Origin of the sequence: Nocardioides sp. dk884 (genome assembly GCF_009557055.1) — a bacterium.
In the GTDB taxonomy this organism is placed as follows: Bacteria; Actinomycetota; Actinomycetes; order Propionibacteriales; family Nocardioidaceae; genus Nocardioides.
Genome location: NZ_CP045649.1, coordinates 4171234 through 4187720, shown reverse-complemented (window position 1 = coordinate 4187720; position 16487 = coordinate 4171234). Strand labels below are relative to the sequence as shown.

Annotated in this window: 16 protein-coding genes; 4 read left to right on the top strand and 12 right to left on the bottom strand. The window is 74.8% G+C overall.

Annotated elements, in window-relative coordinates; genetic code table 11:
• The first annotated feature begins 106 nt into the window (after nt 1–106).
• The gene (locus GFH29_RS19940) at nt 107–1564 is read left to right on the top strand and encodes an NAD-dependent succinate-semialdehyde dehydrogenase (RefSeq protein ID WP_153325465.1); all 1458 of its coding nucleotides are present in this window, start codon (nt 107–109) and stop codon (nt 1562–1564) included.
• Nucleotides 1565–1625: 61 nt separating this feature from the next.
• Here the strand turns inward: GFH29_RS19940 and GFH29_RS19935 are convergent, their stop codons facing one another.
• The gene (locus GFH29_RS19935) at nt 1626–3164 is read right to left on the bottom strand and encodes a flotillin family protein (RefSeq protein ID WP_194289568.1); all 1539 of its coding nucleotides are present in this window, start codon (nt 3162–3164) and stop codon (nt 1626–1628) included.
• A gap of 41 nt (nt 3165–3205) precedes the next feature.
• Nucleotides 3206–3727, bottom strand: a complete 522-nt coding sequence (locus GFH29_RS19930) for an NfeD family protein (protein WP_153325464.1) — start codon at nt 3725–3727, stop codon at nt 3206–3208.
• A 91-nt stretch (nt 3728–3818) separates the two neighbouring features.
• Between GFH29_RS19930 and GFH29_RS19925 the strand changes: the two genes are divergently transcribed.
• Nucleotides 3819–4808 (top strand): DUF2332 domain-containing protein, encoded by a 990-nt coding sequence (locus tag GFH29_RS19925; RefSeq protein ID WP_153325463.1) that lies wholly within the window; start codon nt 3819–3821, stop codon nt 4806–4808.
• Nucleotides 4809–4841: 33 nt separating this feature from the next.
• Here GFH29_RS19925 and GFH29_RS19920 read toward each other — a convergent pair whose 3' ends face one another.
• From GFH29_RS19920 to GFH29_RS19905, 4 genes are all read right to left on the bottom strand, one after another.
• Entirely contained in the window at nt 4842–5891 is a 1050-nt protein-coding gene (locus GFH29_RS19920; RefSeq protein WP_153325462.1) for a helix-turn-helix domain-containing protein, read from the bottom strand.
• 79 nt (nt 5892–5970) lie between these two features.
• On the bottom strand, nt 5971–6537 hold the full coding sequence (locus tag GFH29_RS19915) for a maleylpyruvate isomerase N-terminal domain-containing protein (protein ID WP_153325461.1): 567 nt from the start codon (nt 6535–6537) through the stop codon (nt 5971–5973).
• Nucleotides 6534–7559 (bottom strand): sigma-70 family RNA polymerase sigma factor, encoded by a 1026-nt coding sequence (locus GFH29_RS19910; RefSeq protein WP_153325460.1) that lies wholly within the window; start codon nt 7557–7559, stop codon nt 6534–6536. The genes GFH29_RS19915 and GFH29_RS19910 overlap by 4 nt, the downstream gene beginning before the upstream one ends.
• Before the next feature lie 83 nt (nt 7560–7642).
• A complete protein-coding gene (locus GFH29_RS19905; protein WP_228387644.1) occupies nt 7643–8362 on the bottom strand; it encodes a pirin family protein in 720 nt (239 codons plus the stop codon).
• Between the two features lie 15 nt (nt 8363–8377).
• Between GFH29_RS19905 and GFH29_RS19900 the strand changes: the two genes are divergently transcribed.
• Nucleotides 8378–9730: a GH1 family beta-glucosidase gene (locus GFH29_RS19900; protein ID WP_228387643.1), complete on the top strand. Its 1353-nt coding sequence runs from the start codon at nt 8378–8380 to the stop codon at nt 9728–9730.
• A gap of 243 nt (nt 9731–9973) precedes the next feature.
• Nucleotides 9974–10567 carry a dienelactone hydrolase family protein gene (locus GFH29_RS19895; protein ID WP_153325457.1) on the top strand — a complete coding sequence of 198 codons (594 nt, stop codon included), beginning with the start codon at nt 9974–9976 and terminating at the stop codon, nt 10565–10567.
• 24 nt (nt 10568–10591) lie between these two features.
• Here GFH29_RS19895 and GFH29_RS19890 read toward each other — a convergent pair whose 3' ends face one another.
• Genes GFH29_RS19890 through GFH29_RS19865 form a run of 6 tightly spaced genes read right to left on the bottom strand, consistent with a single transcriptional unit; the run spans nt 10592 to nt 16414 of the window.
• Entirely contained in the window at nt 10592–11254 is a 663-nt protein-coding gene (locus tag GFH29_RS19890) for a response regulator (protein ID WP_153325932.1), read from the bottom strand.
• A gap of 32 nt (nt 11255–11286) precedes the next feature.
• Nucleotides 11287–12609, bottom strand: a complete 1323-nt coding sequence (locus GFH29_RS19885) for a sensor histidine kinase (protein WP_153325456.1) — start codon at nt 12607–12609, stop codon at nt 11287–11289.
• Entirely contained in the window at nt 12606–13604 is a 999-nt protein-coding gene (locus GFH29_RS19880; RefSeq protein ID WP_153325455.1) for an acyltransferase family protein, read from the bottom strand. The genes GFH29_RS19885 and GFH29_RS19880 overlap by 4 nt, the downstream gene beginning before the upstream one ends.
• A gap of 10 nt (nt 13605–13614) precedes the next feature.
• Nucleotides 13615–14616 carry a D-alanine--D-alanine ligase family protein gene (locus tag GFH29_RS19875; RefSeq protein WP_153325454.1) on the bottom strand — a complete coding sequence of 334 codons (1002 nt, stop codon included), beginning with the start codon at nt 14614–14616 and terminating at the stop codon, nt 13615–13617.
• Complete coding sequence (gene alr, locus GFH29_RS19870) at nt 14613–15785, bottom strand: alanine racemase (protein WP_153325453.1); 1173 nt, start codon at nt 15783–15785, stop codon at nt 14613–14615. The genes GFH29_RS19875 and alr overlap by 4 nt, the downstream gene beginning before the upstream one ends.
• On the bottom strand, nt 15782–16414 hold the full coding sequence (locus GFH29_RS19865; RefSeq protein WP_153325452.1) for a M15 family metallopeptidase: 633 nt from the start codon (nt 16412–16414) through the stop codon (nt 15782–15784). Before GFH29_RS19865 ends, alr begins: the two co-directional genes overlap by 4 nt.
• Nucleotides 16415–16487 lie beyond the last annotated feature (73 nt).

The following is a 16487-nucleotide window of genomic DNA, read 5'->3' as shown; positions in this document are numbered from 1 at the left end:
CGCTCGGCCGTGTCAGCGGAATCCCTCGGAATCTCCCGAGTTTGCGGCGTCGGTCACGCCGGCTCGTGGCGCGACGGGTGTGGGTGCGGGGTGGCAGGATCGCGACATGAGCGGACTCGACCTCCTCGGACCCGACCACCGCAACCTCTTCGTCGCCGGCGCCTGGCGCCCGGCGAGCGAGGACCGACGCTTCGAGGTCGTCGACCCCGCGGACGCCTCGGTGCTCACCGACGTCGCCGACGCCTCGGTGGCCGATGCGGTGAGCGCGCTCGACGCGGCCGTCGCCGCGCAGCACGACTGGGCGCGCACGCCGCCGCGTGAGCGTGGCGAGATCCTGCGGCGCGCCTTCGAGCTCGTGGCCGCGCGCACCGACGACTTCGCCGAGCTGATGAGCCTGGAGATGGGCAAGCCGGTGGCGGAGGCGCGCGGCGAGGTGGGCTACGGCAACGAGTTCCTGCGCTGGTTCTCCGAGGAGGCGGTGCGCATCCACGGGCGCTGGATGCCCGCGCCGGCCGGCGGCAGCCGGCTGCTGACGATGAAGAAGCCGGTCGGTCCCTGCCTGTTCGTCACGCCGTGGAACTTCCCCCTCGCGATGGGCACCCGCAAGATCGCCCCGGCCGTCGCCGCGGGCTGCACGATGGTGGTCAAGCCCGCCCAGCAGACCCCGTTGACGATGTTGGCGCTGGCCGCGGTGCTCGAGGAGGCCGGCCTGCCGCCCGGCGTGCTCAACGTCGTCACCACGACCCGCTCGCGCGAGGTCAGCGAGACCCTCCAGGGCGACCCGCGGCTGCGCAAGGTGAGCTTCACCGGCTCGACCCCGGTCGGACGCACGCTGGTGCGCCAGTCCGCCGAGCACCTCCAGCGCCTCAGCATGGAGCTCGGCGGCAACGCCCCCTTCGTGGTCTTCGAGGACGCCGACCTCGACGCGGCCGTGGACGGCGCCATGGTCGCCAAGATGCGCAACATGGGCGAGGCGTGCACCGCGGCCAACCGCTTCGTCGTGCACTCCTCGGTGGCCGCCGAGTTCGGGCGCCGCCTCGCCGAGCGGATGGCCGCGATGCGGGTGGGCCGGGGCCAGGACGACGGCGTCGAGGTGGGCCCGCTCATCGACGAGGCCGCGGTCGCCTCGGTGGGCCGCCTGGTCGACGCGGCGGTGGCCGAGGGCGCCGAGGTCGCCGGGCGCGGGACCGTGCCCGAGGGTGCCGGCTACTACTACCCGCCGACCGTGCTCCTCGGCGTACCGCACGACGCGGCGCTGGTGCGCGAGGAGGTCTTCGGCCCGGTCGCGCCGATCACCACCTTCGAGACCGAGGACGACGCGGTGCGCCTCGCCAACGACACCGAGTACGGCCTGGCCTCCTACGTCTACACCCGCGACCTGGCCCGCACGATCCGGATGGCCGAGGCGCTCGACTTCGGGATGGTCGGCATCAACACCGGCCTGCTGTCCAACCCCGCGGCGCCGTTCGGTGGGGTGAAGGCGAGCGGGTTCGGCCGCGAGGGCGGCTTCGAGGGGATCGAGGAGTACCTCGAGACCACCTACGTCGCGCTGCCGGCCGACTGAACGCGACGACGGGTGAGCGGCCAGCGGCCGCCCACCCGTCGTCCCAGCGTCGAGCGGGGCGTCAGGCGCGTGACGCCAGCTGGTCGTGGCCGTCGATCCCGTCGCGGGGCTCGGCGGACGCGGACGGCACCGCGCCCTCGACGGCGCGCTTGATCAGCGCCTCGAGATCCAGGCCGGTGGTGGTCTTGAGCATCGACATCGTCTGCACGACGTTGTCGGTGACCTGGCGCGGGAGTGCGGCCGCGCCCTCGGTGGAGACCACGGTGAGCTGGTCGATGGCACCGATCGGGGCGGCGACCTCGCGGGCCACCTGCGGCAGCACCTCGATGAGCATCTGCAGCACCGCGGCGTCGTTGTAGTGGGCGAACGCCTCGGCGCGCTTGTCCATCGCCTCCGCCTCGGCCTGACCGATCGCCAGGGTCGCGGCGGCCTTGGCCTCGCCCTCGGCGCGCAGCGCGTCGGCCTCCGCCGTACGACGGGCCTTCTCGGCCTCGCCGCGCTTGGCGCCCTCGATCGCCTCGGCGTCGGCCAGCGCGGCCCGGCGCGAGCGCTCGGCCTCACCGGTCAGGCGCGCCTCCTCGGCCTTGGCCTGGGCGGCGGCGATCGAGGCGGCCTTGCGGGCCTCGGCGGCGGCGATCTCGGCGCTGCGCTGGGCCTCGGCCTCCTGCTCCACGCGGTAGCGCGCGGCGTCGGCGGGCTTGCGGACCTCGGTCTCGAGCTGGCGCTCGGTCAGCGCGGCCTGCTGGACGGCGACCTTCTCCTGCTCGGCGAAGATCGCCTGGTCCCGCTCGGCCTGGGCCAGGGGCCCGGCGGCCGCCGCGGTGGCGGAGGCGGCGTCGGTCTCGGCCTTGATCTCGGCCTGCTTGAGCGCGAGCGTGCGCTGGGAGATCGCGATCTCCTCCTCGGCCTTGATCCGCGCCTGCTCGGCGGCCTGGCGGGCGTTGGCCTCGGCGATCGCCGCGGTCTGGCCGATCCGGGCGGCCTCGGGGCGGCCGAGGTCGGCGAGGTAGCTGCCGTCGTCGGTGACGTCCTGGATCTGGAAGGTGTCGAGGATCAGGCCCTGGCCGGTGAGGGAGTTCTCCGACTCGTCGGCGACGCGCTGGGCGAAGGCGCCGCGGTCGCGGATGATCTGCTCGACGGTGAGACCGCCGACGATCGAGCGCAGCGCGCCGGCGAGCACCTCCTGGGTGAACGGCTCGATGTCGGCCTGCTGGGAGAGGAAGCGCTGGGCGGCGAGGCGGATCTGGTCGGCGTTGCCGCCGACCTTGACGATCGCGACGCCCTCGACGTTGAGCTTGATGCCCTGCCCGGAGACCGCGCCGCGGATCTGCACCGAGATGCGGCGGCTGGACAGGTCGAGGGTGCCGAGCTTCTGCACGAACGGGATGACGAACGTGCCGCCGCCGAGGATGACCTTCTGCCCCGACAGGTCGGTGGTGAGCGCGCCGGTCTCGGGGTTGATCACGGCCTTGCCCTTGCGGCCCGTGACGATGAACGCCTCGTTGGGGCCGGCGACCTTGTAGCGGCTGGTCACGAGCAGGACGAGCAGCACGACGAGGGCGATCAGCCCGATGACGGGAACGAGTGCGGAGTCTGGCACGGGGGTCCTTTCGAGGGCTCTCCCGCGGCGCGGGAGCGTGGTCAGTCGGTCGGGTCGAGGGGCCACACGGGCGCGACGGTGACAGCGGTCGGCGAGAGCACCCCGGTCACGTGGATGGCGGTGCCGGACGGGATGGGCTCCTCGGCGCGCGCGTTGAGGCGCACGACGTGGCCGCCGACCAGCACGCGCACGGTGCCGAGGCCGTCGGCGGGGATCTCGGTGGTGACGGTGCCGTCGCGACCGATGGTGTCGTCGGTGCGCAGGGTGGCGTCGCTGCCGCCGCCGCGCACCAGCCGAGTGAGGCGGGCGGCGAACCAGGCGAAGAGCACGCCGGCACCGAGGCCGACGGGCACGGCGAGCACGAGCGGCCCGTCGGCGCCGTCCACCGCCGCGGCGCCGAAGCCGAAGGCGGAGATGAAGGCGCCGATCACCGCGGTCGAGAACACCTCGCCGCCGAGACCGTCGAGGAGCCCGTCGCCGACGCCGTCGAGGACGTCGCCGAAGAGCAGGGAGACGGCGAGCAGCGCCAGTCCGACGATCCCGATGATCAGGAACGGCGTCATCGACTTACGTCTCCCCCCGTGGCCGTCACCCGAGACAGCCGGAGCCCGCACCTTAGCGTCATCGGCGCGATCCGTGGGCCATGATGCGGCCATGGAGCCCTTCACCGACCCCGCAGAGCAGTACGCGCTCTTCGCCTCCGACGCGAGCGACTCGCCCTGCTTCAGCGCGTGGGCGGCGGCGGTCGCCCAGGACGAGGAGGTGCTGGCCTGGCTGTCCACCCTGCCGCCGATCAAGCAGCAGCCCAACCTGGTCTTCGCCGCCGCGCGGTGGCACGGCGTACCCGCCCCCGGTCCGTACGACGCGCTCCGCGCGGCGCTCCTCGGCGACGACGGGTCGATCCGCGCGACGATCCTGCAGCGCTCGACCCAGACCAACGAGGCCGGGCGGATGGCGACGCTGCTGCCGGCGTTCGCCTCGCTGGGGCTGAGCGAGCCGATCAGCCTGCTCGAGGTGGGCGCGAGCGCGGGGCTGTGCCTCTACCCCGACCGGTGGGGCTATGCCTGGTCGACCGACGCCGGCCCGGTGCTGCTCGGCGAGGAGCCGCGGCTGAGGTGCGAGGTGCGCGGGGGCCACGCGCCACTGCCGGAGCAGCTGCCGCAGGTCGCCTGGCGCGGCGGGCTGGACCTCAACCCCGGCGACGTCACCGACGAGGACGCGATGGCGTGGCTGGAGAACCTGATGTGGCCCGAGCAGGACGAGCGCCGCGAGCGGCTGCGCCAGGCGATCAAGATCGCCCGCGCCGATCCGCCGCACCTGGTCCGCGGCGACCTGCTCACCGACCTGCCCGCGCTGATCGAGGTGGCCGCCGTGCACGGCCCGGTGGTGGTGTTCCACAGTGCGGTGATCGCCTACCTCGAGCCCGCGGACCGCGAGCGCTTCCACGACCTGATGACCGGCCTGGTCGCCGACGGGGTGTGCCACTGGGTCAGCAACGAGGGCAAGCGGGTGCTGTCCCGCGTCACCGAGACCGGCCCGCCGGTGCCCGAGGAGCACTCGACGTTCGTGACCGGTGTGGACGGTCGTGCGGTCGCCTGGACCCACGGCCACGGGCGCTCGATGCGCTGGGTCGCGGAGGCCTGAGCCAGGCCGCGACCTGCTCCCGCCCCGGGTCGCTCAGACGGCGAGCCCGAACGCGGCGGGCAGCCGGTTGCGGGAGCGGATCTCCAGCTTGCGGTAGACGCGGGAGAGGTGGCGCTCGATCACCTTCACCGTCACCACCATCGTCTCGGCGATCTCGCGGTTGGTGAGCCCGTCGGCGGCCAGCCGGGCGACGCGCTGCTCGGTGTGGGTCAGCGCCGCGAGCACCTCGCGGTGGTGGCGGCGCGGGGCCTCCCCGGCGCGCTCGAGCAGGCCGCGTACCCGGGCCTGGAGGGGCGCGAGCTCCTCGCGGCCGGCGTACTCCTCGACCTCGCGGAGCATCCGCACGGCGCGGTCGGCCTCGGGGGTCTGCCGGGCATGCTGGAGCAGCATCAGCGCGGCGAGATCGGCGTCGATCTGAGCGGCCAGTCGGGGTGCGGCGTGATCGGTGAGCAGCCCGCGGGCCTCCTGCAGGCGCTCGGTGCGGTCCGGGCCGGGTCCGACCACCGCGAGGGCCCGCAGGGCGTGGGCGCGTGCGATGCGCGAGTGCGAGGCGGTGGCGATCTCGCACCACTCGGTGGCCAGCTCGAGTCCCTCACGGCCGCGGCCGAGACGCACCAGGGCGACCGCGGCGCTGCCGCGCCAGGGCAGCAGGTGCGGGCCGTGCGGGGTAGGCCGGGTGCCGGCGAGCAGGCGCCCGGCGCGCAGCTGGTGGGCCAGGGCGTCGTCGTTGTCACCCAGCGCCGCGGCGAGCTCGCCGCAGCTGTGGTGCGCGACCGCGGCCACCGGGTCGTCGGCGCGGTCCGCGGCACCGTCGTCGCCGCTACGGGACAGCTCGGCGTGCAGGTCACGAGCCGCGCGCATCGCCACCGTCAGCTCGCCGCGGGCGAGCCGGGCCTCGATCGTGCAGGCCGCCGCGAGCACGTGGTCGGCGCGGCCGCGCGGCGCGGCCGGCAGCTGCTCGAGCAGTCGCAGGGAGTCCGCGACGCGTCCGGCGTAGAGGTGGCGCAGCGCCGCCGCGACGTCCGGGTCCACGGGCGCGATCGCCGGCACCGCTGCGGGCGGACGTCGGTCGCGTGAGGTCATGGGGGCAGGTTAGGGACGTTCGGCCCGGGCCGGTGGGGGTTTCCTCCCGATTTGTCCTGTCCGCGACATCCGCGCGGGATCAGCGGCCGAGGTAGCCCAGCAGCAGCTCGGCGTACGTCGGATCCGCCCGGGTGCTGCGTGGTGCGGCGAACCGTCCGGGACGATCGTCCGGGCCGACCACCTCCTGGGCCACCGCGAGCAGGCCGCGGGCCAGCTCCTCGGGAAGCGGACGGGCCGCCCCCGGGGCCGCAGTGGCGACGGCGACGTCGTGGGCGTGGACCGTGACCTCGAGCGCGGCGGTGTGCAGCAGCAGCGCGGTGTCGAGTTCGGCGTCCCCGAGCCGGACCCGCGGGGGCAGGGCGTCGGGGGCGCCCACCCAGGCCCCCAGCACCGCGGTGGCCCGGCGGCGCAGCTCATCGACGCGCCTGCCGGACTCGGGCGCCGGGTGGGACGACACCGACCCGGTGGCTGCCTCCTCGAAGGCGCCGAGGGCGTCCTCGAGGTGGGCGAGCAACCGGTCGAGGTCCCAGGCCGCGCACGGCGTCGGTCGGGCCAGGTCGGACTCGGAGACCTCGGCGAGCACGCCGCACGCGTAGGCCAGGGAGCGTTCCAGCAGCTCGACACCGGCGTCGAGCCGGGTCCTCACCGCACGACCACGCCGAGCGGATGGTCCGCGGGACGGTAGTCGGCCGGCAGCCGGTGGGGGAGGCCGAACTTGGCGAAGAGGGTGATGTCGAAGAACGCCCGCACGTGGCGTACCCGGTCGTCCTCGAGCTCGAGGACCTGGAGCTGGAACGGGACGAAGTCGCGCTCCGGGGTGCGCATGTAGAGGCCGAAGGCGGGCTGGCCGTTGGCGGAGGTGCGCAGCATCGGCATGTCGTTGAGACCGCCGGGGCAGTTGCGCGCGATCAGCGAGCCGATGCTCTCCGGGCCGACGTACCAGTTCAGGAACGGCGGCATCTCCCAGACCGCCTCGCTGGTGAGCAGCGTGACGATCGTGTCGACGTCCTTGCGCCAGAACGCATCGACGTAGCGGTCCAGCAGCTGGTGCTGGGCCGGGGTGAGGTCCTCGTGGACCGAATCCTCGGTCAGCCCCCGGCTCTTCACCTGGGCGTGGGCGCGTTGCAGTGCGGAGTTCACCGCCGCAGTGGTGGTGTCGAGGGCGTCGGCGACCTCGGCCGCGGACCAGCGCAGCACGTCGCGCAGGATCAGCACCGCCCGTTGGCGGGCCGGGAGGTGCTGCAGCGCGGCGACGAAGGCGAGCCGGATCGAGTCCCGCTCGCTCACCAGGACCGCGGCGTCCGGCACGGGCTGGAGCCAGGCGACCTCGTGGTCCTGCTCGAGCGCGTCGCCGCCCATCTGGTCGGCGGTGCCGAGGGCCGCCGGCAGCGGACGCCGTGGCCGGCCCTCCAGGTTGGTGAGGCACACGTTGGTGGCGATCCGGTACAGCCAGGTGCGCACCGAGGAGCGTCCCTGGAAGTCCGCGGAGGCCTTCCAGGCGCGCAGGAACGTCTCCTGGACCAGGTCCTCGGCCTCGTGCACGGATCCGCTCATGCGGTAGCAGTGCGCGAGCAGCTCGCGCTGGTAGCGCTCCGTGAGCGCCTGGAAGTCGTCCAGCTCGGTCGTCGTCTGCCGTTCGGTCACCTGCGTCGCCGTCCGCTCGGTCATGCCCGGTCCCCTTCGTCCACCAGTGTGTCCCCGAGCACCGACCGGCGTCGACGGCTTAAGTCATCGGTGTCTGGAAATCGGCGCTACTCGGCAGCCGGCGCCATGGGGTCGGTGGGGTCCGTGGGCAGGGTCCAGACGAGCAGGTCGGTGGGCACGGCGGCGGTGACCTGGTGGGCGGGCTCGTCGGTGAAGACGAAGGCGTCCCCGGCCGCGAGCGGCTGGGCCAGGGAGGAGCGCAGCAGCGCGCCGGTGGCGACGTACACGTGGGTGAGCGGACCGCCTGGGATGAGCAGCTTGCTCCCGGTGTCGAGCCGGGCGGCCGAGAGCGTCGCGCCGGCGACCTCGGTGACCGGCACCAGGGCACCCGCGGCGGCGTCGAGGTCGACCGGCCGCACGTCGTACGACGGCTGCTCGGGTGCGTCCGCGGCCGCGGTCAGCCACACCTGCACGAAGCGGGTCTGCGAGCCGACGGCGATCTCGGCGTGCTCGACGCCGGACCCGGTCCGCAGCACCGCCACCGAGCCGGGCTCCAGGACGACCGTGCCGGTCGCACCATCCGGTCCGACCGGGCCGGTGTGCTCGAGCGCGCCGGACACCACCCAGGTCACGATGTCGAGCCCGGAGTGGCGGTGGGTCTCGAAGCCCTGACCGCGCGCCAGCAGGTGGTCGTCGTGGCAGACCATCGGGCCCAGCCGGAGCCGCTCCGGGTCGTAGTGCTCCCCGAAGGAGAACGAATGGTGGGTCACCCGCCCCCGGTATCGCTCGGTGAATCGGGCCGAACTGCGGCGGATCTCAGTGGTCACGGCCATGATTGTGCCGTGCCCCCCCAGCGCTCGTTCCCCGTGCTGCCGCCTGCCTTCGAGCTGGGCGTGAGCACATCGGCCTATCAGATCGAGGGTGCGGTCGAGGAGGACGGCCGTGGACCCAGCATCTGGGACACCTTCAGCCACACCCCTGGACGGATCCAGGGCGGCGACACCGGCGACGTCGCGTGCGACCACTACCACCGCTGGCCCGAGGACCTCGGGCTCGTGGCGCGCCTCGGCGTGCAGGGCTACCGGATGTCGCTGGCCTGGCCACGCATCCAGCCGACCGGCTCGGGTGCGCCGAACCAGCGCGCGCTCGACCACTACGACCGGGTGATCGACGGGGTCCTCGAGGCCGGGGCGGAGCCGATGGTCACGCTCTACCAGTGGGACCTCCCGCAGGCGCTCGAGGACGACGGTGGCTGGCTCAACCGGGCCACCGCCGACCGGTTCGCCGACTACGCCGAGATCGTCGCCGAGCGCTACGCCGACCGGGTCACCCACTGGGTGCCGGTCAACGAGCCCAACGTCGCGGCGTTCGTCGGCTACGGCATCGGGACCTCCGCGCCGGGCCGTGAGCTGCTCTTCGACTCCGTCGGTGCGGCCCACCACCTGCTGCTCGGCCATGGGCGGGCGGCGGTCGCCCTGCGCGCCGCGGGGGCCACGAGCATCGGCTGCGCCAACAACCACGCGCCGATGTGGCCGGCCTCCGAGGACCCGGCCGACGTCGGCGCCGGCAAGCTCTTCGACGCCATCTGGAACGGCCTGTTCCTGGAGCCGATGCTCCTGGGCCGCTATCCCGAGGACCTGCTGCCGCTGCTCGAGCCGGAGATCGTCGAGGGCGACCTCGCCACCATCCGGCAGCCGCTGGACTTCTACGGCGTCAACTACTACAGCCCGATGAAGGTCGCGGCCACCGACGAGGACGCGGCACTGCCCTTCGAGCTGCGCCCGCTGCTGGGCTACCCGACCACCGACGGCGGCTGGACGGTCGTCCCCGCCGCGCTGCGCGAGTGGCTGATCACCGCCCGTGCCCGTTACCGCGCGGCGCTCCCGCCGATCGTGATCACCGAGGCCGGCTGCGCCTACGACGTGCGGCCCGGGCCCGACGGCGTGATCGACGACCAGCAGCGCATCGACTACCTCGACTCCCACCTGCGCGCCGTGGCCGATGCCGTCCAGCGCGGGGTGGACGTGCGCGGCTTCTACACCTGGTCGCTGCTCGACGGTTTCGAGTGGAGCCGCGGCTACTCGCTGCGCTACGGCCTGGTCGACGTCGACCGCGAGACCCAGCGCCGCACCCCCAAGGCCTCCTTCGACTGGTACGCCGGCCTGATCGCCGCCCAGACGCGTTCGGTGGGGTAGCTGGTCGGTGGGCTGGGTTGGGGTGCCCGGGGGGCGCGCGTAACTGCGCAATTGCTGGGTTTGGTACCTGTTTTGGCGCTCGGGCGGTGTTTTTCCCAGCAATTGCGCGGAAAGGCACAGTCACCCCGGCCACCCCCGGCCACCCCCGGCCATCCCCGGCAGCAACCCCAGCCACCCCCCCGCCCCCGGGACCGGGGGCGGCGGACCCTGGCGGTTGTCGGCGCGCGGTGCCATCGTCGGGGGATGGCCGACGTACTCCTGCTCCACCACGCCTGCGGGCGCACCTCCGGGATGCGCTCCCTCGCCGACCGTCTCGGCGCTGCGGGGCACACCGTCCACCTGCCTGACCTCTACGACGGGCGCGTCTTCGACGACCTCGACGCCGGCATCGACCATGCCCGGTCGCTGGGCTTCGACGTCCTGCTCGAGCGGGGGCGCGCCAGCGCCGAGGGGCTGCCTGACGACCTCGTCGTCGCGGGCGTCTCGCTCGGGGTGATGGCGGCCCAGACCCTGGCCCAGCTCCGCCCGGGCGTACGCGGCGCGCTGCTGCTGGAGGCCTGCCTGCCCGCCGAGGAGCTCGGTCCCTGGCCCGCCGGCGTACCCGTGCAGGTGCACGGCATGGCCGACGACCCGTTCTTCGCCGGCGACGGCGACCTCGCGGCAGCCCGCGAGCTGGTCGCGGCCCAGCCCGAGCTCGCCGAGCTGTTCGTCTACCCCGGCGAGCAGCACCTCTTCACCGACCCCAGCCTCGCCTCGCACGACGAGGCCGCCACCTCGCTGCTCCTCGAGCGGATCCTGGCCTTCCTGGAGCGGGTCGACGAGGACGAGCCGGGCTAGTCGCGCCCTGGGCCGGGGCCAGCCCTAGACCAGCCCGTGCCGGTGCGCGAAGACCACGATCTGCACCCGGTCGCGCAGCGCGAGCTTGCGCAGGATCGCGCCCACGTGGGTCTTCACCGTCGACTCGCTGGCGAAGACGTGGCCGGCGATCTCGGTGTTCGACAACCCCCGCGCGACCGCCGTGAACACCTCGCGCTCCTTCTCGGTCAGCCCGAGGTATGCCGGGGGCGGGGGCGTCGCGCTGCGGAACTGCCCGTCCAGCAGCGTGGACAGGTCGGTCGGGGCGAGTACGGCGTTGCCGGCGTGCACGGTGCGGATCGCCTCGCCCAGCTGACGCGGGGTGGTGTCCTTGAGCAGGAACCCGCTCGCGCCGTGCCGGATCGCGGTGGCCGCGCGGTCGTCGAGGTTGAACGTGGTCAGCACGACCACCCGCACCGGGTGCGGGCGTGCGGCGACCCGCTCGGGGGAGAAGATCTGCCGGGTCGCCTCGACGCCGTCCATCTCCGGCATCCTGATGTCCATCAGCACCACGTCGGGCACCAGCTGCTCGACCAGCCGCACCGCCTCCAGGCCGTCGGCGGCCTGTCCGACCACCTCCATGCCGTCCTGGGCGTCGACGATCACGGACACGCCCGCGCGGAACAGTTCCTGGTCGTCGACCAGCAGCACCCGGATCGGCCCAGAGATCGGCCCAGAGATCGGCCCAGAGGTCGGCCCGCTCACCGGCTCAGCCCCCGCGTCGGGACCCACGCGGTCGCGGTGAACGTCGGCCCGTCGGCCTCCTCGCGGCGGCGTACGTCGAGGCGCCCGCCGACCGCCTCGAGGCGGCGGCGCATGCCCTCCAGCCCCTGGCCGGCTCCTGGTGGGGCGACCGGGCCCGCGGCGTCGCGCTCGGCGGCGCCGATCGGACGGGTCAGCTCGGGGTCCGGGGCGGGCGCCTCGGCGATGCTGTTGCGCACCTCGAGGCGCAGCTCGCCGTCCCAGTGCCGCTCGACCAGCACGGGGGTGTCGCGGCGCCCGTGCCGGATCGCGTTGGTGAGCATCTCCTGCAGCACCCGGAAGGCGACGGTCTCGAGCTCCGGCGGCATCGGGCGCGGGGTGCCGACCTCGCTGGCGCGCACGTCGTGACCGGCCGCGCGCACCCCCTCGACGAGCTCGTCGAGGCCGCCGGGGGAGCTGGCGGGCGCCTGGGTGCTGGTCAGCACCTGGCGCACGTCCTGCAGCGAGCTGCGCGCGGAGGTCGCGATGGTCGCCATCGTCTGCTTCAGCGCGGTGGTGTCGGCGTCGGGGAGGTACTGCGCGGACTCCGCCTGGGCCAGGATCACCGCGAGCGAGTGCCCGACGACGTCGTGCACGTCGCGGGCCAGCCGGGTCTGCTCCTCGCGCAGATGGGCGATCTCCTCGGCCTGCTCGCGCTCGCGCACCGCCATGGCCGCCTCGTCCTCGGCGACGACCTGGGAGGCCCGCGAGTCCCGGGCCCGGGCCAGGAAGCGCAGCGCCAGCCCGGCGAGCCACGGCACGGCCAGGATCGCGAGGGCCAGCAGCCCGATCGCCACCTGCCAGGTGTTGCCGAGCGAGTAGGCCAGCTCCAGCGGGTCCCGGTAGGCGCGCAGCACGGCGTGGATCGCCCCGGAGTCGGCGAACCAGGCCGCCGCCAGCACGACCACCAGCCCGCCCGCGGGGATGCTCAGCGCGCTCGCCCACACCGTCGCCGGGCGGCCCCAGCGGGCGCAGCCGAACGCGACCAGCGCCACCACGAGCTCGACCAGCAGCAGCCGGGTCTCGGTCATCACCTGGGCGCCCCCGAGGACCCAGACCAGCACCAGCGCGATCGCCGGCGCGTGCCGGCTCAGCCCGGCGGCGAGCGCGAAGCCGAGCACGAAGACGGTGAGCCCGCCACGGCTCTCGTCGGGGTAGAGCTCGGTGCCGAGCACCTCGAGCATGCCGACGAGCACCGCGAGCGCGCCGACGGCGAGGTCCGGCGCCCAGCGCCGCCAGTCGTCGAGCGGGTGCGGTCGAGCGGGAGCGGGCGTGCTGCTCACGCGGGCACCGCCACGGGCGCCGGACGGCGGCGCTGCAGCGGCCGCTCCACGGCGTACCAGCTCAGCGCGGCGGCGCCGACGGTCAGCACGGCCGCGATCACGCCGCCGAGCTCAAGGTGCGGGCGCAGCCACAGCGTGAGCGGGTAGCTCCACAGGTAGGCGCCGTAGGAGACGGTGCCGAGCCAGACCAGGGCGCGCAGCGGGCCGGTCACGGTCCGCCAGCGTCGCCAGGCGAGCAGCAGCACCGCGGTGAGCGCAGCGATGACCGGTCCTCCTGCCAGGTAGGTGAGCGCGTGACCGCGCAATGGAACCACGGCCAGCACCCCCAGCGCGGCCACGGCGAGCCCCACGAGAAGCGGCGGTACGTCGACCCCCTGCGGGCGGTGCTCGAGCAGCACCCGGCTGGCGGCTCCGATCACGAAGCACAGCGCCCAGGAGGTGGGCAGCGGATAGGCCAGGTCCGGCGCCTCGGCGAGCCACACCGTGGTCGCGACGCAGGCCACCAGGCAGGCCGCGGCCGCGCCGACGAGCAGCAGCCGCACCCGCCCGCGCGCCACCGCCAGCGACAGCAGCGCCGGCCAGAGCAGGTAGAACTGCTCCTCGGTGGCGAGGGTCCACAGGTGGAACGTCGCCCCGCCGGGCACCAACCCGGGCAGGTTGCCGGTCCAGGTCAGCGCGACCAGCAGGGTGCGGCCCACGTCGTCGCGCTCCCCGACCGGGTCAAGGGTCAGCGTGACCAGCAGCCACACCGCGACCACCACCGCGAGCGCGGGGACCAGCCGCCGGGCCCGGCGCCGGTAGAACCGGCCCAGCGCGACCCGGCCGGTGCGCCCGGACTCCTCCAGCAGCAGCCCGGTGATCAGGTGGCCCGACAGCGCGAAGAACATCACCACCCCGACCACCCCGGCGCCCGGGAAGACCTCCGGCAGCGCGTGGCGCAGCACCACCAGGGCCACCGCGACACCGCGCAGCAGGTCGAGGCCGCCGATCCTCATGTCGCTGCCCTCATGCCGCCGCGCGGGGGACCGCGGCCGCGCCCAACGCGTCGCGCACCAGTCGGTCGACCAGCGCGACGTAGTCGATGCCGGCGGCGGCGAACATCTGCGGCACCTGGGAGTGCGCGGTGAAGCCCGGCATCGTGTTGACCTCGTTGAGCACCGGCCCGGCATCGGTGAGGAAGAAGTCGACCCGAGCCACCCCGCGGCAGCCGAGCGCGCCGAACATCGCCAGCGCCGCGCCCTCCAGGGCCTTCTGCTCGGTGGGGCTGAGCGGGGCGGGCAGCACGAAGTCCGCGCCGCCGGCGTACTTCGCCTCGAAGTCGAAGAGCCCGTCCACCCGGATCTCCAGCGCCGGGGAGACCAGCAGCTCGCCGCCGCTGGCGAGCACCGCGACGTCGATCTCGCGGCCGTCCACGACGTCCTCGACGAGCACCCGGTCGTCGAGGGCGAACGCCGCGTCCAGCGCCGCGGCGAGCTCGCCGGGCTCGCGCACCAGCGAGACCCCGTGGCTGGACCCGGCCGCGACCGGCTTGACGACCACCGGGTGGTCCACGACGTACGCCGCGGCGCTGGCGCGGGTCAGCAGCACGCCGGGCGCGGTGGCGATGCCGAGCGCCTCGGCGACCAGCTTGGTGGCCCACTTGTCCATCGCGAGCGCACCCGCGCCCACGCCGGACCCGACGTAGGGGACGCCGGCCAGGTCGAGCAGCGCGGCCAGAGTGCCGTCCTCGCCGCCGGGGCCGTGGACGACCGGTACGGCGACCGCGCACGAGCGCAGCACGTGCACGGCGCCGGCCAGCCCGACCGGCCGCTCGGCGGCGTCGCGCCACACCCCCTCGGGGTCGATGGTCAGCCCGACCACGTCGTGCCCGCCCGCGACCAGCGCGTCGGCGACCCCGGCCGCGGAGGCGAGGGAGACATCGTGCTCGCAGCTGGTGCCGCCGCCGATCACGGCCACCCGGCCGATCGGGGTGCGGGTCGGGACGGGGGTGCGGGCTGCGGTGCTCATCGAACGCTCCTGAGGACGGTGGTGGCCACGACCCGGTCGAGTCGCGGCCCGAAGCCGGTGAGCACCTCGTGGGGGAGGGTCCCCGACCAGGCGGCCCACTCGGCCGGGGTGGGTTCGCCGGCGTCGCCGGGGCCGAGCACGGTGGCGGTGTCGCCGAGCTCGACGGCGTCGTCGCCGAGGTCGAGGACCACCTGGTCCATCGAGACCCGGCCGACGAGCGCGCGCCGCTGCCCGCGCAGCAGCACAGAGGCGCGGCCGGAGGCGGTGCGCGGCAGCCCGTCGGCGTACCCGACCGGCAGCAACGCGAGGGTGGTCGCGCGGGGCGTGGTCCAGGTGTGGCCGTAGCCGACCGCGGTGCCGGCGCGGACCCGGCGCACCTGCACGACCGGGGCGCTCAGGGTGACCGCGGGACGCAGCGCGGTGGTGCCGCTGGGGTCGATGCCGACCAGGCCGGCGCCGACGCGGACCAGCGTGTGGTGGCTCTGCGGGTCGGTGAGGGTGGCGGCGGTCGCGGCGAGGTGGCGCTCGGCGGGACGCAACCCGCAGGACCGCGCGACCTGGAGCCCCCACGCGAACCGGGTCCGCCCGACGGCGTTGGCGGGGTGGCCAGGCTCGTCGGCGCGAGCCAGGTGGCCCATCAGGCCCACGACCCGCATGCGCCCGGCGCGCTCGGCGGTGCGCGCGGCCCGGCACAGGCTGGCCCAGCCGGACGGCTCGGCGCCGTCGCGGGCCAGCCCGGTGTCGAGCTGCAGGTGCACCCGCGCGGGGCGTCCGGGCGTCGCGGCCGCGGCGATCGCGGCGAGGTGCTCGGTGGACGGTACGGCGAGGTCGATGCCGGCCCCGATCGCGAGGGCGAAGTCTGCGTCGACGCCGTTGAGCCAGCTCAGCACCGGTGCGTCGAGGCCCGCCGCGCGCAGCGCGAGACCCTCCGCGACGGTGGTGACGCCGAGGCTGCTCGCGCCGTGGGCCAGCGCGGCACGGGCGACGGTCACGGCGCCGTGACCGAAGCCGTCGGCCTTCACGACCGCCATCAGGGCGGTGCCGCCCGGCGTGCCCGGTGCCACCCGCCCGGCGAGCACGCGGGTGTTGGCCGCGATCGCCTCGGGGTCGATGAGCAGCCGCGGCGCTGCCACCCGGTCAGCGGTCCGCGCCCGTGGCACCGCGCTCACGCCGCTGCCCCGGCGCCGGCTGCCGGGACCGGGCCGTAGGTCGCGGCGGGCGCACCCGTGCGCAGCGCCCAGTAGCGGTCGCCGTGGCTCCAGTGCCACCACTCGGTCGGGTAGTTCACCAGCCCGGCGCCGCCGAGCACCCGGGCCATCAGGTCGCGGTGGGCGCGGGCGTCGGCGCCGATCCCGGCCGCCGCGGTCCAGCAGCGGCCGTCGGACTGCTCGGGGGTCGCATCGACCGGCGTGCCCAGGTCGAGCTCCTCGCCGCAGGCGTCCACCAGGGTCAGGTCGACCGCCGCGCCCGCGACGTGCGGCGCGACCGCCACCGGGCTCACGAATCGGCTGGTCAGCCGCTCCACCTCGGCGTCGTCCGCGTCGGGGTACGCCGCGCGGACCTCACCGGCGTACCGGTCGATGATGCGGCGCTGGTCGGCGACGCTGCGATGCCCCTCCAGCACCCGCAGCCCGATGCCCGGCGGGAGCGCGTCGCGGGCGGCCGCGAGCCGGGAGGCCAGCCCGGAGCGGACCAGGGCCCGGGCCGGACCGAAGGAGGCGTCGAGGGCGACCAGCGGCTCGCCGCACTCGTGCACCGGCACGGCGGCGACCCGGGGGTCGCAGAGCAGGATCGTCATGGCTCCACCCTCGGCGCGTGGCAGCCGGCGGCGCCTCCGCCTGAGGTGCCGGGGGACTGGTCGCAGGTACCGC

Coding starts and splice junctions, on each gene's coding strand:
- GFH29_RS19940 (WP_153325465.1), top strand. CDS start 107: ATGAGCGGACTCGACCTCCTCGGACCCGACCACCGCAACCTCTTCGTC.
- GFH29_RS19930 (WP_153325464.1), bottom strand. CDS start 3,727: ATGACGCCGTTCCTGATCATCGGGATCGTCGGACTGGCGCTGCTCGCC.
- GFH29_RS19925 (WP_153325463.1), top strand. CDS start 3,819: ATGGAGCCCTTCACCGACCCCGCAGAGCAGTACGCGCTCTTCGCCTCC.
- GFH29_RS19920 (WP_153325462.1), bottom strand. CDS start 5,891: ATGACCTCACGCGACCGACGTCCGCCCGCAGCGGTGCCGGCGATCGCG.
- GFH29_RS19910 (WP_153325460.1), bottom strand. CDS start 7,559: ATGACCGAGCGGACGGCGACGCAGGTGACCGAACGGCAGACGACGACC.
- GFH29_RS19895 (WP_153325457.1), top strand. CDS start 9,974: ATGGCCGACGTACTCCTGCTCCACCACGCCTGCGGGCGCACCTCCGGG.
- GFH29_RS19880 (WP_153325455.1), bottom strand. CDS start 13,604: ATGAGGATCGGCGGCCTCGACCTGCTGCGCGGTGTCGCGGTGGCCCTG.
- GFH29_RS19875 (WP_153325454.1), bottom strand. CDS start 14,616: ATGAGCACCGCAGCCCGCACCCCCGTCCCGACCCGCACCCCGATCGGC.
- GFH29_RS19865 (WP_153325452.1), bottom strand. CDS start 16,414: ATGACGATCCTGCTCTGCGACCCCCGGGTCGCCGCCGTGCCGGTGCAC.